Annotated in this window: 7 protein-coding genes; 2 read left to right on the forward strand and 5 right to left on the reverse strand. The window is 33.1% G+C overall.

The genetic code is table 11. From position 1 onward, the window contains the following. Positions 1-503: 503 nt before the first annotated feature. Both ACUL40_RS05630 and ACUL40_RS05635 read left to right on the forward strand, forming a co-directional pair. Entirely contained in the window at positions 504-1,505 is a 1,002-nt protein-coding gene (locus ACUL40_RS05630; RefSeq protein ID WP_427260133.1) for an alpha/beta hydrolase, read from the forward strand. A 631-nt stretch (positions 1,506-2,136) separates the two neighbouring features. Beyond that, complete coding sequence (locus ACUL40_RS05635) at positions 2,137-3,093, forward strand: alpha/beta hydrolase (protein WP_000857937.1); 957 nt, start codon at positions 2,137-2,139, stop codon at positions 3,091-3,093. Between the two features lie 111 nt (positions 3,094-3,204). Here ACUL40_RS05635 and ACUL40_RS05640 read toward each other — a convergent pair whose 3' ends face one another. The 5 genes from ACUL40_RS05640 to ACUL40_RS05660 form a co-directional block, all read right to left on the reverse strand. After that, complete coding sequence (locus tag ACUL40_RS05640) at positions 3,205-4,659, reverse strand: pyridoxal phosphate-dependent decarboxylase family protein (RefSeq protein WP_000162820.1); 1,455 nt, start codon at positions 4,657-4,659, stop codon at positions 3,205-3,207. 55 nt (positions 4,660-4,714) lie between these two features. Then, positions 4,715-11,731, reverse strand: a complete 7,017-nt coding sequence (locus tag ACUL40_RS05645; protein WP_322369294.1) for a non-ribosomal peptide synthetase — start codon at positions 11,729-11,731, stop codon at positions 4,715-4,717. Between the two features lie 32 nt (positions 11,732-11,763). Beyond that, positions 11,764-12,741, reverse strand: a complete 978-nt coding sequence (locus ACUL40_RS05650; protein ID WP_001290968.1) for a SagB/ThcOx family dehydrogenase — start codon at positions 12,739-12,741, stop codon at positions 11,764-11,766. An 871-nt stretch (positions 12,742-13,612) separates the two neighbouring features. After that, positions 13,613-16,171 (reverse strand): type I pullulanase, encoded by a 2,559-nt coding sequence (pulA, locus tag ACUL40_RS05655; RefSeq protein WP_445422868.1) that lies wholly within the window; start codon positions 16,169-16,171, stop codon positions 13,613-13,615. A 483-nt stretch (positions 16,172-16,654) separates the two neighbouring features. Continuing rightward, entirely contained in the window at positions 16,655-18,358 is a 1,704-nt protein-coding gene (locus ACUL40_RS05660) for a M4 family metallopeptidase (RefSeq protein ID WP_000791460.1), read from the reverse strand. Between the last annotated feature and the right edge of the window lie 153 nt (positions 18,359-18,511).

Genomic DNA, 18,511 nt, shown 5'->3' on the forward strand with positions numbered 1-18,511 from the left:
ATATAAGGAGTTTATGTGTAGTTATTTACCTGTTTCAGAAAAGCTAGAACACAAATTCAAAAACGCAGCCGTTTTTGAATATTGGTAAGGAGTTATTCCGTTTAATAAATTTATATAAAAGAAAAGGTTAAGATTAATTTAATGTATGTAGCACAAAAAATATTTACTGTGTAATTTCTATACAATAAATATAGAGAAACCTATTTGGATATCTATAATAGGGATTTAATATAGTTACTGTATCTCATACAAATCACGTCACTTTAAAAGGTGCATCTTTTAATACGAAAATAAGCAATTTAATATTCTCTTATATGAATAAGAATATTAAATTGCTTTTTAGATTTTAGTATAATTTATTTATAGTTTTATTTTATTGCAAGCTTTATAATATGATATGCAAATTTATCACCTACTATTAGGAAAAGAGAATATTTTATAATTAATTTACACCATAAATTTTGTCCATGTTTTAAACAATATGTATTTTGGAGGAGGTTAATTTGATTTTTTCAAAACTCATTGATCGGTACGCCTTATATGATTTACACAAAAAAAGAAGTGTAGCGTTTCAGTATACTTCCCTTTCTAACACTTCATTAAATATAAAGGACATAGAATCTTTTTATAAAGTAAAACCATCACATATTCATTTTGACATTAAGCATTCAAAACAGGAAAAGGAATACATGGCTGGGCAATTCAAATATAAAAGCTCAGTTCAATCCGGTGATTCACGCAACGACTCTGTAACTGGGGAATTATTCTTACATAAAAATGAAAATGCACCTCATATTATCTTTGTTCACGGTTGGAGAATGGATTCTAACGAACGTGTAAAAAAAATATTCCACGACCATATGACCAACCTGAAGTGGAATATGTATTATTTCACTCTACCCTATCATTTTGAAAGAAAACCCGATCAATCCTTATTCAGTGGAGAGTATATGGTAAGTGCAAATATTGAACGAACAGTACAAGCAACTAGACAAGCGGTAGCTGATTTACGAGCTTTGATTAAATGGATTAAAGCAAATAAAAATGGTCCCCTGATTCTAATAGGAATTAGTTTAGGTGGATTTATTACTAACTTAACCTCTCTTGTTGAAGAAGAAATTGATGTGTTAGCATCCATTTTCTATGCAAATCGACTTTCTTATTCTATTTGGAATACAATTCCGGGTAAATTTATTAGAGAAGACTTGGAACATCATGGTGTTACGTATGATGATTTAATAGATTATTGGAAAATCACTGAACCGAGTCAAGCATTGCCAAAAGTAAAAAAAGAAAATATTTTATTAATTTCAGGTAAGCATGATCTATATGTGCATTCTGAGGATACAGACTACTTGTGGGAATCTTGGGAAAGACCTACACGATATATTTATACATGTGGGCATGCTGGGATAGTTCTTAAACGTAAAAAAATTGCAGCTGATACTATTGATTTTATTCAAAATCGATTGAACTCCCCGCACTTATCTAATGTCGTGCCTTAAATCGCGAGATTACTAAGCACATAATTTTATACTTGTATTGTTATATTTTTTACTAGTCACCTTTGTAAATCTTAGCCCCAAGCCTTACACGATTGAAAATAAAATAAAATAAATAACTAAGGAACTAATTTACCATATGGAAAAACATTGCTCAGCATTTTCACCAGTGGTCCCTGTATATGAAATATTACATACAAAAATCTTTATGTATTACGTTATTAATTTAAAAATAAATTATTCATCCATTAATCTATACCATCCATATTTACAGTTATGGATACCCTAATTACATATGAAAAAGAGAGAAGAACATTGGTTAGTTCTTCTCTCTTTGTTTATTTTTAAGATAACCATCTATAAAATTTTGCTTTTCATAATTCTTCATGAGTCTAGAAAAGAAATTTTTCTAATGTACATAATTACAACGACATTAAACCTCTTTGCTCTTAAATCCACTACTTGTATTATTGATTGCATGAAACTCCTTCTTGAGAAAGGTTTTAATTTCCGAATATTCTGTTGACCGTTATAACATATCCAATTTACAATTTAATTGTGGTGTTCTTTCACAATTAAACTACTTAGAATACACTTCATTTATTTGAAAACAATTACAAATAGAGGTGCTAAAATGAAAACTAGAGTAAATCCAGAATTATTACAAGGGTTAGAAATGTTTCCGGATCTCGATTTACGCCCAGAAAATTTGCAATCAATCAGAGAAGGAATAGCTCAAATGAGACCACCTACCGTTGTTGATGACTCTCTTTCTTTAACAGATAAAGTCATTGTTGGGCCTGATGATAATCTGTTACCATTACGAATTTATCGTCCAAAATCAAATCATGAATCTTTACCTGTCTTATTATGGATACATGGTGGAGGTTATATCTTAGGGTCTATAGATGATAACGATGATACTTGTATGAGGTTTGCAAAAGAAGCTAGCTGTGTGGTCGTGTCTGTAGACTACCGCTTAGCACCTGAACACCCTTACCCAGCACCAATTGAGGATTGTTATTCAGCTTTAAAATGGATTGCTGATAATGCAAAGTCATTAAACATTGATTCGAATCGAATTGGGGTTGCAGGAGTAAGCGCTGGCGGTGGACTAACAGCAGCATTATCATTATTAGCACGAGATCGAAAATATCCTTCAATTTGTTTACAAATGCCACTATATCCAATGATTGATGACAGAAATGATACACCTTCAGCGAATGAAATTAAAGAGGGATTTGTTTGGAACCAAAAGGCAAATGAAGCTGGCTGGAAAATGTATTTAGGAGAAATGTATGGAACGGATCAAATCCCTGCCTATGCAGCACCTTCTCGAGCTGAGGATTATAGTGACTTACCGTATACTTACACATTTGTTGGTCAATTAGATCCATTCCGCAGCGAAACATTAACCTATGTAAGCAAACTAGCACAAGCTGGTGTTGATGTGGAGTTTCATTTATATCCAAATGCCTATCACTGGTTTGAAGGGTTAAATCCAAATGCCGATGTATCTATTTATGCTGTGAACGAAATAGTACAAGCAATAAAGACTGGTTTCAAACGAGTATCCAAGGTTGAGGCTTAATCCCATTACAAGAGAAACACTTATAAATAGTATATATGTATTTATCATTTAAATATAATAGCCGATTCTAAATAAGAATCGGCTATTAATATGTAAAATCCGCCTAATATATCAAGGTTGAGAAACAGATATAAGATGTTTAGGCGATGTGTTTATTTCCTCTGCTAATGCTTTTATGTTCATCATGATTTGAAGTATTTCTTCTTTTGTTGTTCTTGGGTTGATAGAGCAAAGTCGAATTACTACTTTTTCTTTTAATTTAGTCGTACTTAGCATAGCAAATCCTCTTTGATTAATTTCTTCCACCAATTTTTTGTTTATTTCATGAATTGTATCTGTAGATGTTAGCTCACATGGAATATAACGAAAAGTAACAATTCCTAATTGGGCAGGTGTTACTACTTCCCAATCTTTTTCTTTCCTTAAAAACTCTTCAACTTGTTCAGCTAGCATAATGCCATGATCAATTGCCTCACGAAAAGCTGTAACTCCGAATGCTTTAAAAGAAAGCCATACCTTTAATGCTCTAAATCTACGAGAAAGTTCAATTCCACGCTCCCCAAAATTCACTTTTTCTTCTATATTAGTTTCTGTATCCTTAATATACTCTGGGATCATACGGAATGTTTCACTTAAATATTGGCTATTTCGAATAAGTACACAACCAACATCATAAGGCTGAAAAAGCCATTTATGCGGGTCTAACGTTAAAGAATCGGCACGATGAATTCCACTTAATAACTCCCTTCCTTTTTCACTGAGAATTGCTGCAGCCCCATAAGCCCCATCCACGTGTAGCCATATATCTTCATCACCACATACATCAGCCAATTCATCGAGGGAGTCCACCGCTCCGCAATTCGTTGTCCCTGCATTAGCAATAACACAGAATGGTTTTTTCCCTTTTAATCGATCTTCTTTTATTTGTTTTCTTAAAGTACTAACTGAAATTTTTAAGTCTTCATCTGTCTCAATTCGGCAAATTTGATGCTGTTTAAAACCTAATACTTTAAGTGCTCGATCTACAGAAAAATGAGTTTGGTTAGAAAAATAAACAATCGCATTTTCTATGTCATTATTCAGCTTGACCTGTCTCGCTACAGTAAGTGCAGTCAAATTAGCCATGGAACCACCACTGACAAATAATCCTTCAGCTGAATCAGGGAATCCTAGCATTGATTTTAACCAGTTAATTGTCGTTAATTCAATTTGTTCGGCACCTGCACCTACTATCCAAGCTGTAGGAAATACATTAAACCCACTTGCTAAAAAATCTGCTAATACACCAACATAATTATTAGGACCTGGCACAAAAGCCATAAAATGAGGATGATCCACATGAGTAATTTGATTAAACACATTGTTATTAAGAAAATGAAGTAATTCTTTTGGATTAGATCCGTTTTCCGGAATCGTTTCAATTAGCTTGTCTCTAAAAATATTACTATCAATCGTTTCTGAAACTGGTTTACTTTTTAAATGATTCATATGATCAACAATTAAGTCAACCGCTTGATATCCTAACTGACGCATTTCTTCGGCTGATAACTGTAATTTTTTTGTCATTTGATTTACTCCTATTCTATTTAAAAAGGCGAGTTCTTGCTCGCCTTTTCATTTTTTATAATTTGTAATCACAAATTGTTTGTATTGGATTTTGAAGAATCGTGTTGATTAACCCCTGGATGTGATTTAATATTTCCTGTATTTTCTCTGTTTCATATACCGTTTGATCATATCCAAACTTTATTGTAAGTCTTTCTTCAGGGAAGCACATAATTCCATACTTTACATGTGGCTCATCAACAACTTCGTAATCCGTGATAGCAAAATGTCTGTTTTCATTTGAAGAAAAGATTGCTGGATTAGTTGGATAGTTTTCAAAAACCCAAAGATGGTCAGTCAACTCAGTTTTTAATTCACTTTGCTTTTGTATATCAACAAATGAATAGTATGCATACTCATTACATTTCAATGTCTCTAGTTGTACCTTTTGCAGGAAGTCCACAAAAGATTGCGTTTCTGTCCATGCTAATCGGATAGGCAAAACATTTGTGAACAGACCGAACATATTTTCAATTCCTTCTACTTCGGGAGGTCTGACTGATACTAGGTTAGGCAATACTACTTCTCTCGTTCCGTTGAATTTGCCAAGCAATATTCCCCATACAGCTAGTAATGCCGTATTCATAGTTATATTATTTTTAGTTACAAATGTTTGTAACTGATCAGTCAAATCCTTGTCTAATGTTAAATCCATAAAAGTGAAGTTTAACCCTTCACTTTTAGATGGGACTTTCTTTTTAGGAATACTAATTTTCTGATTGTATCCTGATAAATAATCTCGCCAAAAATGACGTGCTTTCTCATGATCTTGTGCCAAAGTCCAATCTATAAATGTTTCAAAAGGTTTTACCATGGGTAACCCCGCCGTAGTTCCGGCATTTGTAGTTTCGTAGAGCTGGAATAATTCGTCTATCAAAATGCTGACGCTCCAACCATCACATAATAGATGATGGGAACTCCAAATTACTTTATGCTCGTTATTACCTAGTTGGAATATACAGAGACGTGTCATAAGTTCATCATTTTTAAATCCTCGACTTAAATTTTCATTCATCCACTGTTTTAGGAATTCTTGCTGTTCTTGTTTCGTCATCTCAATCAAGTTTTTTATTTCTGAATTTATTTGAACATCATATAGAACAGCTTGCCAAGGTTTTGCTTGTTCATCTTGCACAATTATTGTTCTTAAAGAATCATGACGATCAACTAATTGTTGGAAACACTGAATAAAGAGTTTAATATCCAGCTCCCCCTCAAGTGCCCAAATTGTTTGTTCAAAATATGCATTTGTATCAGGTTCATTCGTAGCATGCTCATAAATAACTTCCTGGAAAGGTGCTAACGGGTAAATACGTTCTATTTTTATATCCGGCATTTTTTCTTGTATTTTGTTAAGTGTATGTTGATTAAGTTGTTTATCTTTAACATTTAGTAATGTAGCTTTATTATCGTTCATTATGTTTACATCATTTGTTTGTGAACTTGAAAACTGGTCTAGCTTTTTAACAAATTGAACCATGTCCCTTAATATAGGAAATGAAAATATATTTTTTGGTTCAAGCTCGAATCCTTGTCGATACAGTCTGACGGACACTTGAATCGCTTTTATCGAATCTCCACCTAAGGCGAAGAAATGATCATTTACTCCAACTTGATCTATTTTGAGTACTTCTTGCCAAATACTAGTTAATATTTTTTCCATTTCAGTTTTTGGGGCAATAAATACTTCATTTTTTTGTTTCTCCGGAGTAGGGAGCGCTTTTCTATCTAATTTCCCGTTTGGAGTCAGGGGTAATTGGTCCAAATAAACAAAATAAGAAGGAATCATATAATCTGGCAAGTGATCTTGCAAATGCTTTCGTAGTTCTGTTGTACTAATATTTTGCTCAGTTACCACATATGCAACTAAAAATTTTATTCCGTTCTCATCTGTTTGATCAATTACGACAGCATGTTCGACTTGTTTATAAGTTAGAAGACAATGAGAGATTTCTTCTAACTCTACTCGATATCCCTGAATTTTCACTTGGTAATCTTGGCGGCCTAAAAATTCAATATATCCCTCAGAATGCATTTTTCCACAATCCCCTGTTTTATATATAAGACCAAAATCAGGATGTGACACAAACGCTTCATTTGTTTTCTTTTCATCATTTAAATATCCTTTAGCAAGGCCCACTCCCCCGATATATAAATCTCCAATTACACCAACAGGGCACATTTTCTTTTCATAGTTCAACACATAATACGTTTGGTTTGCCAAGGGCATCCCGTATGGAATACTATTCCAATGTGATTCCACCTGTTTGACCGGATAATAAATTGACCAAATCGATGCTTCTGTTGCCCCTCCTAGTGAGACTACTTCTGCAATCGGAAAATGTCGTTTTATTTTTTCTGGTAAAGAAAGCGGAATCCAATCTCCACTATGTAAAACTAAACGTAAAGAAGGATATTCAAAATGAGAACCTACTTGCTCCAATGCCAAATCCATGATTGCAGGCACTGTATTCCAAATTGTAATCCCTCTACGTTCGACAGTGCGGATTAATTCTTGCATGTCTCTCGGATCACGAATCATTACTAACATTGCACCTGTGCTTAAAGCTCCGAAAATATCGTATACAGATAGGTCAAAACACATGGAAGAGATACCAATAATACGATCATCTTCATTCACCTCATATTTTTGATTTATGTCTTGAATAGTATTTGTAACCGCTTGGTGAGTAATAATTACTCCTTTTGGTTTTCCTGTACTTCCTGAAGTGTATATAATATAGGCAATATCTTCTGGACCAGCAATAGCGGGCATATCTTCTGTTGTATAAAATGACAAATGATTTTCTTCATAAAGACTAGGTTCTAATAAAAGCTTGCATGAGCTATTTTTTAAAATATATGTTTGGCGATCTAAAGGATGATCGGGATCAATCGGAACATAAGCGGCACCTGATTTTAAAACACCTAACATATTAACAATTGTGTCAACTCGCCTTTTTGCTAAAAGACCCACTTTGTCACCTAGACCAATACCTTGCTCTTTTAAGAAGTGGGCAATTTGATTAGAACGTTTATGAAGTTCCGAGTATGTTAACCATTCTTGTTCAAATACCACTGCTACTTCATCCGGTGTACGTTTTACTTGGTCTGTAAATAATTGATACAGAGTAGTTGAAGGTATTTTTTCTGTTGTTTCATTGTATTGCTTAATTAAAGTTTGATCCGATTCTTTCATCTGCAAAGATGTTATATCGCTTTGTTTCACCAATTGTTCCAATAAGTCAACAAATTGGGAAAACATTGCTTCTATTACATCAACATCAAACAACTCTTCAACATAGTTCCAGCTAATTAATAACTCTCCATTTTTTTCAATTACTACATTATCCAAATACACTTGTGGAGTCCGAGCATGAATATAGCGAAGAGAACCAAGTTGTTCCCAAGAGAAAGCACCTGCACCTGCTAACATCGAGGTGAAAACGATTGGCATAACTGCTTTTGGCGTCATTTGATGATATCGAGTAAAATCTCGAATAAAGTTAACTCCATCGTAATGACGATGTTCAAGGCCATCTAATAAAGTAGCTTGCGTTTCTTTTACTCTAGTAAAGAAAGTTTGCTCTGGTTTTACATCAACATCCAATAAAATAAGTGATGTGAAATCTCCAACAATCTGTTCTACTTCATCATGAACAGGATAACGGTTAAATACAGTCAAGTTAATTGCTAATCGACGTTGATTACTCCAATGTGCCAACACATCACCATATATTGTACAAAGTAGAGCGGAAGGCGTTACCTCTTTCTCTTGTGCTAACTTTCGTAGCTTTGTCCATTTTTTATTATCCAGGATTTTTGTAAGTGATTGGAATTTAGGAGTAGCAATCTCTGCTGGATCCTTTTTTAACAGCAAAGATGGTGCAAACGGAAAGTCAGGAAGCTTACTTGTCCAATAATCTTTTGCTGTTTTATATTCTTCGCTTTGTTCCATTTCATCATAGATAAACATATAATCTTGAAAATCAAAAGATAAAGATTCTAATTTTTGATTTGGTTTATAATAATAATGCAACAAATCCTGTCCAACAATGTTCATGCTTGCTCCGTCCATTAATAAAGCATCGTATCGAAAACATAATAAATACGTGTCTTCTTTTAAAAGAAAAGCTTTCAATTCAAACAAAGGCCATTGCCCCAAAGGGAATACATGGTTAGTCATTCGAGAACGCTCTTCTTGTAAGCGAGCATGTTGATTCCTATCATCTAAATCTATGAGACTCACTATTTCAATCTCGTAATCAGGAACGCTTTGTAATATTTGCTGTTTTCCCTCTGGTAAAATTACAGCTCGCAACATTGGATGACGATGAATTACCTTTTGAAAACTTTTTGAAAGACGATTGATATCCAAAGCTGTTTCATATTCAAAATATGTTTGAGGGGAAATACCACTTAATTCAAACTGTGAATTCCGTCCTATCATATACGCTGTCTGAACTTCTGTTAAGGAAAATGGCTTAGACAAATCTTTAACATGAGTTGGTCTACTTTCAAAGTTTTCCTCTTTATGCTCTAGCTTTACACAAGAACTCAGTTGAGCGATTGTGGGGTGCTTAAAAAAATCTGTTGTACTTATTTTTAAGCCGTCTTTTCTTAATAAATTAATTACCTGAAGTGCTTTAATAGATTCTCCTTTTAATGCAAAAAAATTATCATGAATACCGATTCCCTCGATCTCCATAACTTTTTCCCATGCACGCACTAATTTTTGTTCAATTTCATTGCGCGGAGCAAGGTATGGAATTGATACATAATCCGTTTGTGTTATATCCAACAATCTTTTTCTATCCACTTTTCCATTTGGATTCAATGGAATCTCTTCTACCTGAATCATTTTTTCAGGAATCATAAACTCAGGTAATTTATCACTTAAATATTTTCTGATTTCATCAAAAGACACCTTGTTATCCGATACATAGTAGGCAGCTAATAATTTCCTATTTCCATACACTTGATCAACAACGATAGCCTGGTTTATTTCTGGATATTCCCTTAATTGAGTTTCGATTTCTCTTAATTCAATCCGATACCCCCGAATTTTCACTTGATGATCCATTCTACCTAAATATTCAAGTTCTCCATTAGGCAACCAACGAACGAGATCACCTGTATGATACATCATTTCCCCTGCCGCAAAAGGACTCGGTACAAACTTTTCATCTGTCAGTTTATTTTTACCAAGATACCCTCGTGCTACCGCTACGCCAGCAATGCAGAGTTCACCGGGAATTCCAAATGGTTTTAATTGGCCATACTTATTCAATATATAGGAATGATAATTCGGGTTAGGTTTGCCAATCGTAACTTCTTTGGAAGTGCTCAAGTCTTTTACTGTTGCGCAAATGGTTGTTTCTGTGGGACCATAAATATTTAAAATTGTTGCTTCACTGATACAACGAATTTTTTCAACCAAATCAATGGAAAATGATTCTCCTGCTAATAAAATAGATTTTAAATCTTTTAGAAAAATCGCCCCTTCTGGATCACTCAAAATCACTTCCATTCGCGATGGCGTTGATTCCCATAAATCCACCTTATGTTTTTTGACCAAATGAGCCAATTCTTTTGTTGCAAACTGGTCCTCTGTAGCAATTACTACTTTTGAACCTTGCGTTAAAGGAAGACATATTTCTAACAAGGAAATATCAAAAGATACACTAGCAAGAAACAAGAATGATTGATTAGCTTTTACTTTTTCTCTCATTACATTTAAAAAATGAACTAGCGATTTTTGTTCTATCATTACCCCTTTTGGATTTCCTGTCGATCCTGATGTGTAAATAACATAAGCTAAATCATTAGGATTATGTTCTCGTACTAAATTACTTTCTTCACCTTGAAAAAGATATTCTTTATCAAGATACAGTACTTCACCTGCAAATTGTGGCAATACTTCCTCTGTTCGCTTACTAAGTAAATATTTTGCTTGACTATCTTGTAACATATATTCAATTCGTTCAGTTGGGTAGTTAGGGTCGATTGGTAAATACGCTGCTCCTGCTTTTAAAATCCCCATCATACCAATAATCATTTCTAATGACCGATCTACCATAACGCCAATAATACTTTCTTTTGAAACACCTTTACTTTGAAGAATCGAAGCCAATTGATTCGCTTTCTTATTCAATTCTCTATATGTCAAAGATTGATCATTACAAACAACAGCAATTTGATCTGGAGTTTTTAATACTTGCGCTTCAAACAAATCTTGAAATGATTGAAACAAGTCTATGCCCGTTTGAAAAGTATTCAATCCTTCTAACAACTCTTTTTCTTCTTCTGCAATAATACAAATATCTTTCAATGCCAAATTCGGATTTTGTGAAACTTGCTTTAAAACATAACAATACGAATTGGCAAACTGTTGCAAAGAAGAGAATGAACGGGACTTGCAAGAAATTTGAAATTCAAATTCATTATGTATTTCATTCCATTTTCTTCGTATCCATAGGGCTAAATTATTCTCTGCGTATTCTTCTAGCGAATTTTCATTATGTAATCCTTCCATCCCGATTACAATTTGAAAAGGAGTTAAATTGTGTTTAACTAATAATTCAGAGAGCGGATACTCCTGATTTTCATACCCGAATAAAGTCGTTTGTTCAATCTCATTTACTAATTGTTTAAAGGTGTGATGCGGCTGGATTTCACTTCCTAAAGGAATCAACTTATTAAGATTCTCACTTTGTTCAAGATTCTTTTCAATTATAGGAATACCAATAGTAATTCTTTCTTGATCTGTATAATGTGCCAAACAAACCCTTAAAGCGGCTTGAAACCAGCTAAATAATAATAAATCTTGAGACTTACTTATTTTTTGTATACTTTTACTAAATTCTACATTCACTATGACTTGAACGTATTCACAAGGTGTTTCTTTATTTAGTCGGTAATCGCTATTAAATTTAAATACAGAAAAATCGAGAATCTCGGAAGATAATTGCTCCTTCCAAAACGCTTCTACTTCTTTATTTTCATGAATCGAACTTCGATCTTTAATTTGCATTTTTATCTTTATCCCCCTAATATTCATTTCTTCTACTCGTTAATTTTCAAGCCAACTTCAAGCCCATGGAGAAACACTTGATGATTATCCAAACATAAAAATTGCTGAATCTCTTCAAATTTCATATGACCGACTGAACAAACCCCTAAATTTAATGTCTCAGCAACCATATTTAAGGTAGCAGTGATAATGCCTGACTCAATACAAGCAAATAAATATCCATCTGAACCGTATTTCGGGATGGAAGCGTTCGCATTATAAACCAAATAAACTGAGAAGGCAGATTGAGTAAATAAATCCTGATTAATTAACTCATGATCACTTTTGATTACTTGATCAATGTTGTTTACAATCACAAGACTATTTTTTGATGGGTTATAATAATAAAATCCAGCTTTCATATCCTCTATACGTTTTGGTTTTACATAAACAAAGATATCAATGGGATAGAGCCCGCCTGCACTTGCGTAATGATAGTATATTTTTTCTTCCCTAACCTGTTTTAGAGTTGATAAGAATCGGGAAAATTCCGAAAAACTAATATGTTTTTCCATATCAAATTGACGACAAGACCTACGTTCCTTGATTATAGTAGGTAGCTCATTTGTTGTTTCAAGTTGAATTTCGGTCGACCGTGCAGCAACGTGCGTGCGATTTAATTGTTTACTCATATACTTATCTAACTTTTCTTTAGAAAAGCGAATCTGGTTGCTATATGGATTTGAAAAAATCTTTTCTTGTGAAGAAAATACTTCTCTTGGGTGTAATATATTACTTACTAACACACGATTTTTTATCATGAGCTCTATGTTTTTTTGTGTCTCTTCTACATTTCCTAACGAAAAGCGCTCTACTAGTTCACTAATTTTCACACCTTTTTGAGCCATAAAATAAAAATCTGGAAACCACTCAGACAGAATACCTGTAAATCTCATTTCCCCTATCAAAACTTCATTATGCAACTTCTCCCAATGCTTAATCGGAGACCAGTAATAAATTTTCTCGCTCATATAACCCTCCATAAACGTTTAACTTATTTTTGAAATGCAATTTTCTAATTTACAAAAATTTTTTCGGATTCTGCTCCTTGTCTCATAGTGATTATAAATACATGCACTTTAACGAAAATTGAAAATAATGAAATAACTTTTTCTTCATTAAAATTTTTTATTTCATCATAAAAAATGATTTCTTTTTGGATATTTCACATCCTTTCCCATAGTAATCCTATAAGGTATAAACCATTTATAACATTGAGAATATTCATGTATTTCCAATGTGAAATTATTGTAATGGATTGGAGAGCGGTTGAATATAGTTATTAAATCAAATAATGTTGAGAAAGTTTTATTTATTATATCGATAAAATTTTATGATGTAATTTATTACAAATAGATTAAGAAAAGAGTTTTAAATTTTTCTTAATCAGTTAGTGTGAAAATATCACATACTATTACATACAATCGAGTTACTTACATTTCATATTCAAAATAGAGAAAAGACACCTTGAATGGTGTCTTTTCTCTATTTTAATTCCATATACTTTTTACGCCTTTGTTATTTTTAAACGATTTGTAGGAGTTAATACAACTCGAACATCTAGTTCGTTATATGTTCGAATATATAATAAACATTATATGAATTACGAATGTATTTCAGGTAATTTTATAAATAAACTCAAAGATATCTTCTCCTCCTACTGTCATAAAAGAAATAATCTATTGCTTATTTCTTTTATTAAATTGTAATATAATTACAGTATGTGAAATTATATTACAATTAACTTTAAAAGCGAAGTGAGAATAATCTTCACTTCGCTTTTTCATTTGCAATCCTTATTAACTTTGCTCAATTCAGTATTTATTTCCACACTCTTCGCTTTTATTTAATTGGTTTTTCTGATTTTAAAACAATGGAACTTAATGCAGGAACTTTAATTTTATTGTCATGGACAACATAAAGTGGTTTACTTCCCGCCTGCTTGCCATCTACTAGTAATTTCCAAGGCCCTTTCGATGGAAGTGTTATTTCAACAGCTTCTCTATTTGCATTGTGAGCCACTGTAAAGTATTCATGTTTATTCCCCTCTATTATATAAGCTACAGTATTTTTGGGAGCATCAATAAATGATACGTGTGTTTTTATTTGCTCTGCAGATGTCATTCGAAAAGCTGAGTACTTTTTGCGTAATTCTATTAAACCCTTCATATAATCTACTTCATTATTAAACGTTGCACGGCGCAGCCAATCCATCTGGTTAATTGAGTCTGGAGATTTGTAACTATTATGATCACCGTATTTCGTCCGCATAAACTCTTGCCCTGCATGTAAAAATGGAATTCCTTGTGATGTTAATAAAATCGAAGAAGACAATTTGTGCATTTGTGTTCGCACTTCATCGCTGTCACCTGGATTAGTTAACTCAAGTTTATCCCATAATGTATGATTGTCATGTGCTTCCACATAAGTTAGCACCTGCTCTGGATCTTGATAGGTAGACGAATTTGTATCGTAGTCAATACCTGCCGTAATACCTTTTCTAATACGATCTTCCATGTTTTCCTTTCCATTTATAAAACCATTTTCTTTTTCCTCAAATACACTACCTTTTAACCCATCACGTATATTATCGTTAAAATGAGCAATCCCTTTCATTTTCTCTGCATTTTTTTGATTTGCTTTTAGCTCAGCTGCAAGAGGTGTATTTAAATCCCATCCTTCTCCGTGTAGTATAATAGAAGGGTCAATTTGATTAACAGCTTTACGTATTTCATTCATCGTTTCATAATCATGAATACCCATTAAATCAAAACGGAATCCATCTAAATTGTATTCTTTTGCCCAATATGTGACGGAATCTATCATAAATTTCCTCATCATTTTTCTTTCTGAAGCAGTATCATTTCCTACTCCAGTTCCATTTGCAAATGTTCCATCTTCATTGTAACGATAATAATAACCTGGAACTAACTTATGGAAATTAGATTCAGCAGCGTTATACATATGGTTATATACTACATCCATCACCACTCGAAGATTATTATCATGTAGTGTTTGAACCATTTGCTTTAATTCAGTTATTCGCACAGTCGGCTCATAAGGATTTGTAGAATAGGAGCCTTCTGGAACATTGAAATTTTTAGGATCATATCCCCAGTTATATTGCGGTTCATTTAAAGTCTCTTCATTTACAGAAGCATAATCAAATATCGGTAAAAACTGAACGTGAGTAACACCAAGATCCTTTATATGATCAAGTCCTGTTTTTACACCTTCTGGCCCTTTTGTTCCTTTTTCTGTTACACCTAAATACTTCCCTTTCTGTTTAATACCACTTTCAGGTTGAATGGAAAGATCGCGTACATGTAACTCATAAATAATAGCATCTTCCGGATTTTTAAATTTTGGCTTTTTGTTTGCTTTCCATTTTTTCGGATTTGTTTCTTCTAAATTAACGACTGCACCTTTATCCCCATTTACAGAAGCAGCACGCACATATGGATCAACCGCTTCAGTCCACTTATCACCAATTTTGACCTTATACGTATAAAAGAGCCCTTTTTGGTTCCCCTTTAGTTCTGCTGTCCAAGTTCCCTTTTCACCTTGTTGCATGTTTATTTCAGCACCTATTTTATCGTTCCAGTTTTTATATGTAACTAACTTTGCTTCGCTTGCAGTAGGAGCCCATAAACGAAACTTTGTATGTTGCGGAGTATATGTATTTCCTAAATCGTTACCACCATAATAAAATAAATTATCAAATTCTTCGCTACGAATGACTTTACCAATTTCAGTATTCGTATCAGCTAAGTTTTCTATTTTAACTTTGTATGTTTGTTTTAAATCAATTTTCTGTTCCGTAATTATTTTGACCTTATTAGTAATATCGCCACTGTTTATATCATAAGGAGTAATATTCTTAATTTTAATGCCTTCAATTTCAATTTTCTTTTCCTTAATATGAAACGGGACATTAGTCGTTACAGTAATTTCATGGAAACTATCAATAGTTGCTTTTTGAATTGAGAGATCCGATGATGGCTTAGAATTATATACTTTTTCATCACCCGAAAGAATCCATACTTCAGCACGACCGTCCTTTATATTTTCAATCCAACGATCCCCACCATCTTTTTCCCATTCATTTGTTCGAACTATAAATCCTACACGATTATAGTCACCGTCTATTTTTATCTTAGCGTATTTTCCAAATTCATCTTCACCAGTAAATTCATAAGATGTACCATTTGCATTTTCTCCCCATAACCAAAGATTCCAGTCTTTTGTATTTCCAAGCTTTTCTTTGTAATGAATGATAATTTCAGTTGTTTTCGAATTTGAAACTGCCTTCACACTCTGAAAGGAGAAAACAGATGATAACATAACGATTAAAGTAAGTAATAAAACTGTTTTGTTAATTAATCTTTTTATAATTTGCATCACATACACCCTTTCTTCAAATATTACTAACGATTTATTATGCTTACACTGAATAACACTGCTTAAATTAATCTAGAAATCTCTTTTACTTCACCTCCATATCGGCTATTTTCACGTATGTATTTCAATGACCTTTTAATACGAAAACGTTTGCATTAATACTTAAAAAAATAGATTTGTTTATGCCTTCATATATTTGTAAATACTAAAAAATCAGGGAAAACATTTTAAAGCAATCGTTTGTTATCGCTTTCATTTTATAGACTTTCTATCAAGAGGTCAATATATTATTAATTTTCTGTTTTTATATATTTTAAACCTTATTTATTTGTCACAACTTCTTACAGGTAAAGTGCCTCATTATTGCTTAGTCAGTTTATTTTCAATAATACATTGCTACGTAAAAAACAGCTAATATCCTTAAAATGACATTAGCTGTTTTTCATAATGTATTAATATATGAATGATAACTATATTTCTAAATTACTTAATTTTTGCTGCATCAAATGCTTTTTGAACTGCTTGAACTTCAGCTGTATTCGCACCATATTTATTAGTTGCCACTCGAATACATGCTGATCTCAATTCTTTGAAATTAGAAGTCATGTTTAACTCATCTGTATTTGCATAATAGAAAATATCAAACATTTTATCTTCACCAATTCCTTTAACTGTTACTCCGTTATGAGTTCCGCCTTTTGCAATCAGATACGCAACTTTATTAATAATACTTGAATTAAAATGAACACCGCCTTGATCCCATCCATTAAAATCGTTAAATTCACTGTAATCATCTGGATAAGGCACTCCAAGTGAAGATGGCACAGAAGCTGGGTTTTCCATATCACGGAAAACAGATCCCGTTTGTTCTCCCATTGTCCAGTTAAAGTTTCCATTATTTACGTATTTCTCAATAGATGTTCCCATAATATCAGATAGCGCCTCATTAATCGCACCGGATTCCCCGTAATATTCAAGATTAGATTCGCTAGAAGTAACAGCATGTGTAAATTCATGTCCAGCTACGTCATATGCTTTAACAATAGGATCGCCATATACAAGCATACTTCCATTATTAGCACTTAATGCATTCTGCCAATTTTTCGGATCATTCGTCTCTTCAGAATCCCAAGCGTGTACAACTGAAACTACCTTTTGTCCCTTATTATCAAAGCTATTACGCTTGTATTTATCTTTATAAAAATCAAATACTTTTGTTGCTAAGTAATGAGCACTTACTGCTTTTGGATCGTTAAATGTTGCCGAAGTACTTGTCGCTAATGTACCAGGATAATAGCTTTCTTCTTTAGTAATATCTCTGTAATTCACATCATATGTTTCAATGCCTTGCCCTCTTGTATAATCAGCAAGAGCATATTTGCCATTACTTTGTTTAGAGATACCAAATGAACGATTAATACCTAAATCATCTTTTCCTGTTCCGGTTAATGATGTAAGACTGCTTTGTTTACTTTTCTTTAAAGCTCCAACTAGTTTGTCACTGGCCTTTAAGTTAGATTCTTGTACCATATTTTTTAACATATCACCATTTTGTGCATTTACTAAATAAGTACCAGAAACATAGTTTGGTGTTGCAGCTTCGAAGGTAACTTGGTATGCATTGCTAGCTTGTCCATTATTTTCATCAACAAAAATAACCTCTTTAACTTCTGGCTCAGAAATAAACTTGATATCGTTCCCGTATTTCGTATAAATATATTGTTTTGCTTCATCTTTTGATAGATTAATAGGTTTTTTCAATTCTTCTTGTTTTAAATTTTGCGCGCTATCACCTGAAACACTTTTAATAACACCCTTATTATCTACGTGTGCAGTTAATTGATGTCCATATACTTCTTTTCCTTCGTATGTTTGCTGCATACGCACAAGTGTAGTTCCATCATACGAACCACGTTTTTGAAGGACTTTATAATCTACTCCTGCTTCTCCATTGACTTGTTTTTGGGAGAGAGCTTGCTCTGTTTTCTCCTTAAGTGCATCCTTTACTACATTTTCTGGTGTCTTTTGTGACGGTTGTGTAAGTTCACCCGAACGGAACGATTCCTCCTGAATTTGAACTTGTAGTTGATCTGTTTCCTCTGCATGACCTACCCCATATGGTGCCACAGCTGTTAAAGCTAATCCTGTTGTTAATGCTACCTTAGTTAATGTCTTTTTGTTTTTCATTATTTCACCTCGTATAATTTTTGAAATAGAAAGCTTGTACAAAGTATACTGTCTATTAATGTCTAAAAAAAGAGAAAATACACAATTTATGTAACATTATGCAAAATTACATAAATTGTGGTCAATATTATAAATAATGAACGGAACACATAT

The sequence above is a fragment of the Bacillus sp. KNSH39 genome, assembly GCF_052656585.1.

Excerpts from the sequence above, each read along its gene's own strand:
- pulA (WP_445422868.1), bottom strand. The coding sequence starts at position 16,171 with ATGCAAATTATAAAAAGATTAATTAACAAAACAGTTTTATTACTTACT.
- ACUL40_RS05660 (WP_000791460.1), bottom strand. The coding sequence starts at position 18,358 with ATGAAAAACAAAAAGACATTAACTAAGGTAGCATTAACAACAGGATTA.
- ACUL40_RS05635 (WP_000857937.1), top strand. The coding sequence starts at position 2,137 with ATGAAAACTAGAGTAAATCCAGAATTATTACAAGGGTTAGAAATGTTT.
- ACUL40_RS05640 (WP_000162820.1), bottom strand. The coding sequence starts at position 4,659 with ATGACAAAAAAATTACAGTTATCAGCCGAAGAAATGCGTCAGTTAGGA.
- ACUL40_RS05650 (WP_001290968.1), bottom strand. The coding sequence starts at position 12,741 with ATGAGCGAGAAAATTTATTACTGGTCTCCGATTAAGCATTGGGAGAAG.
- ACUL40_RS05645 (WP_322369294.1), bottom strand. The coding sequence starts at position 11,731 with ATGCAAATTAAAGATCGAAGTTCGATTCATGAAAATAAAGAAGTAGAA.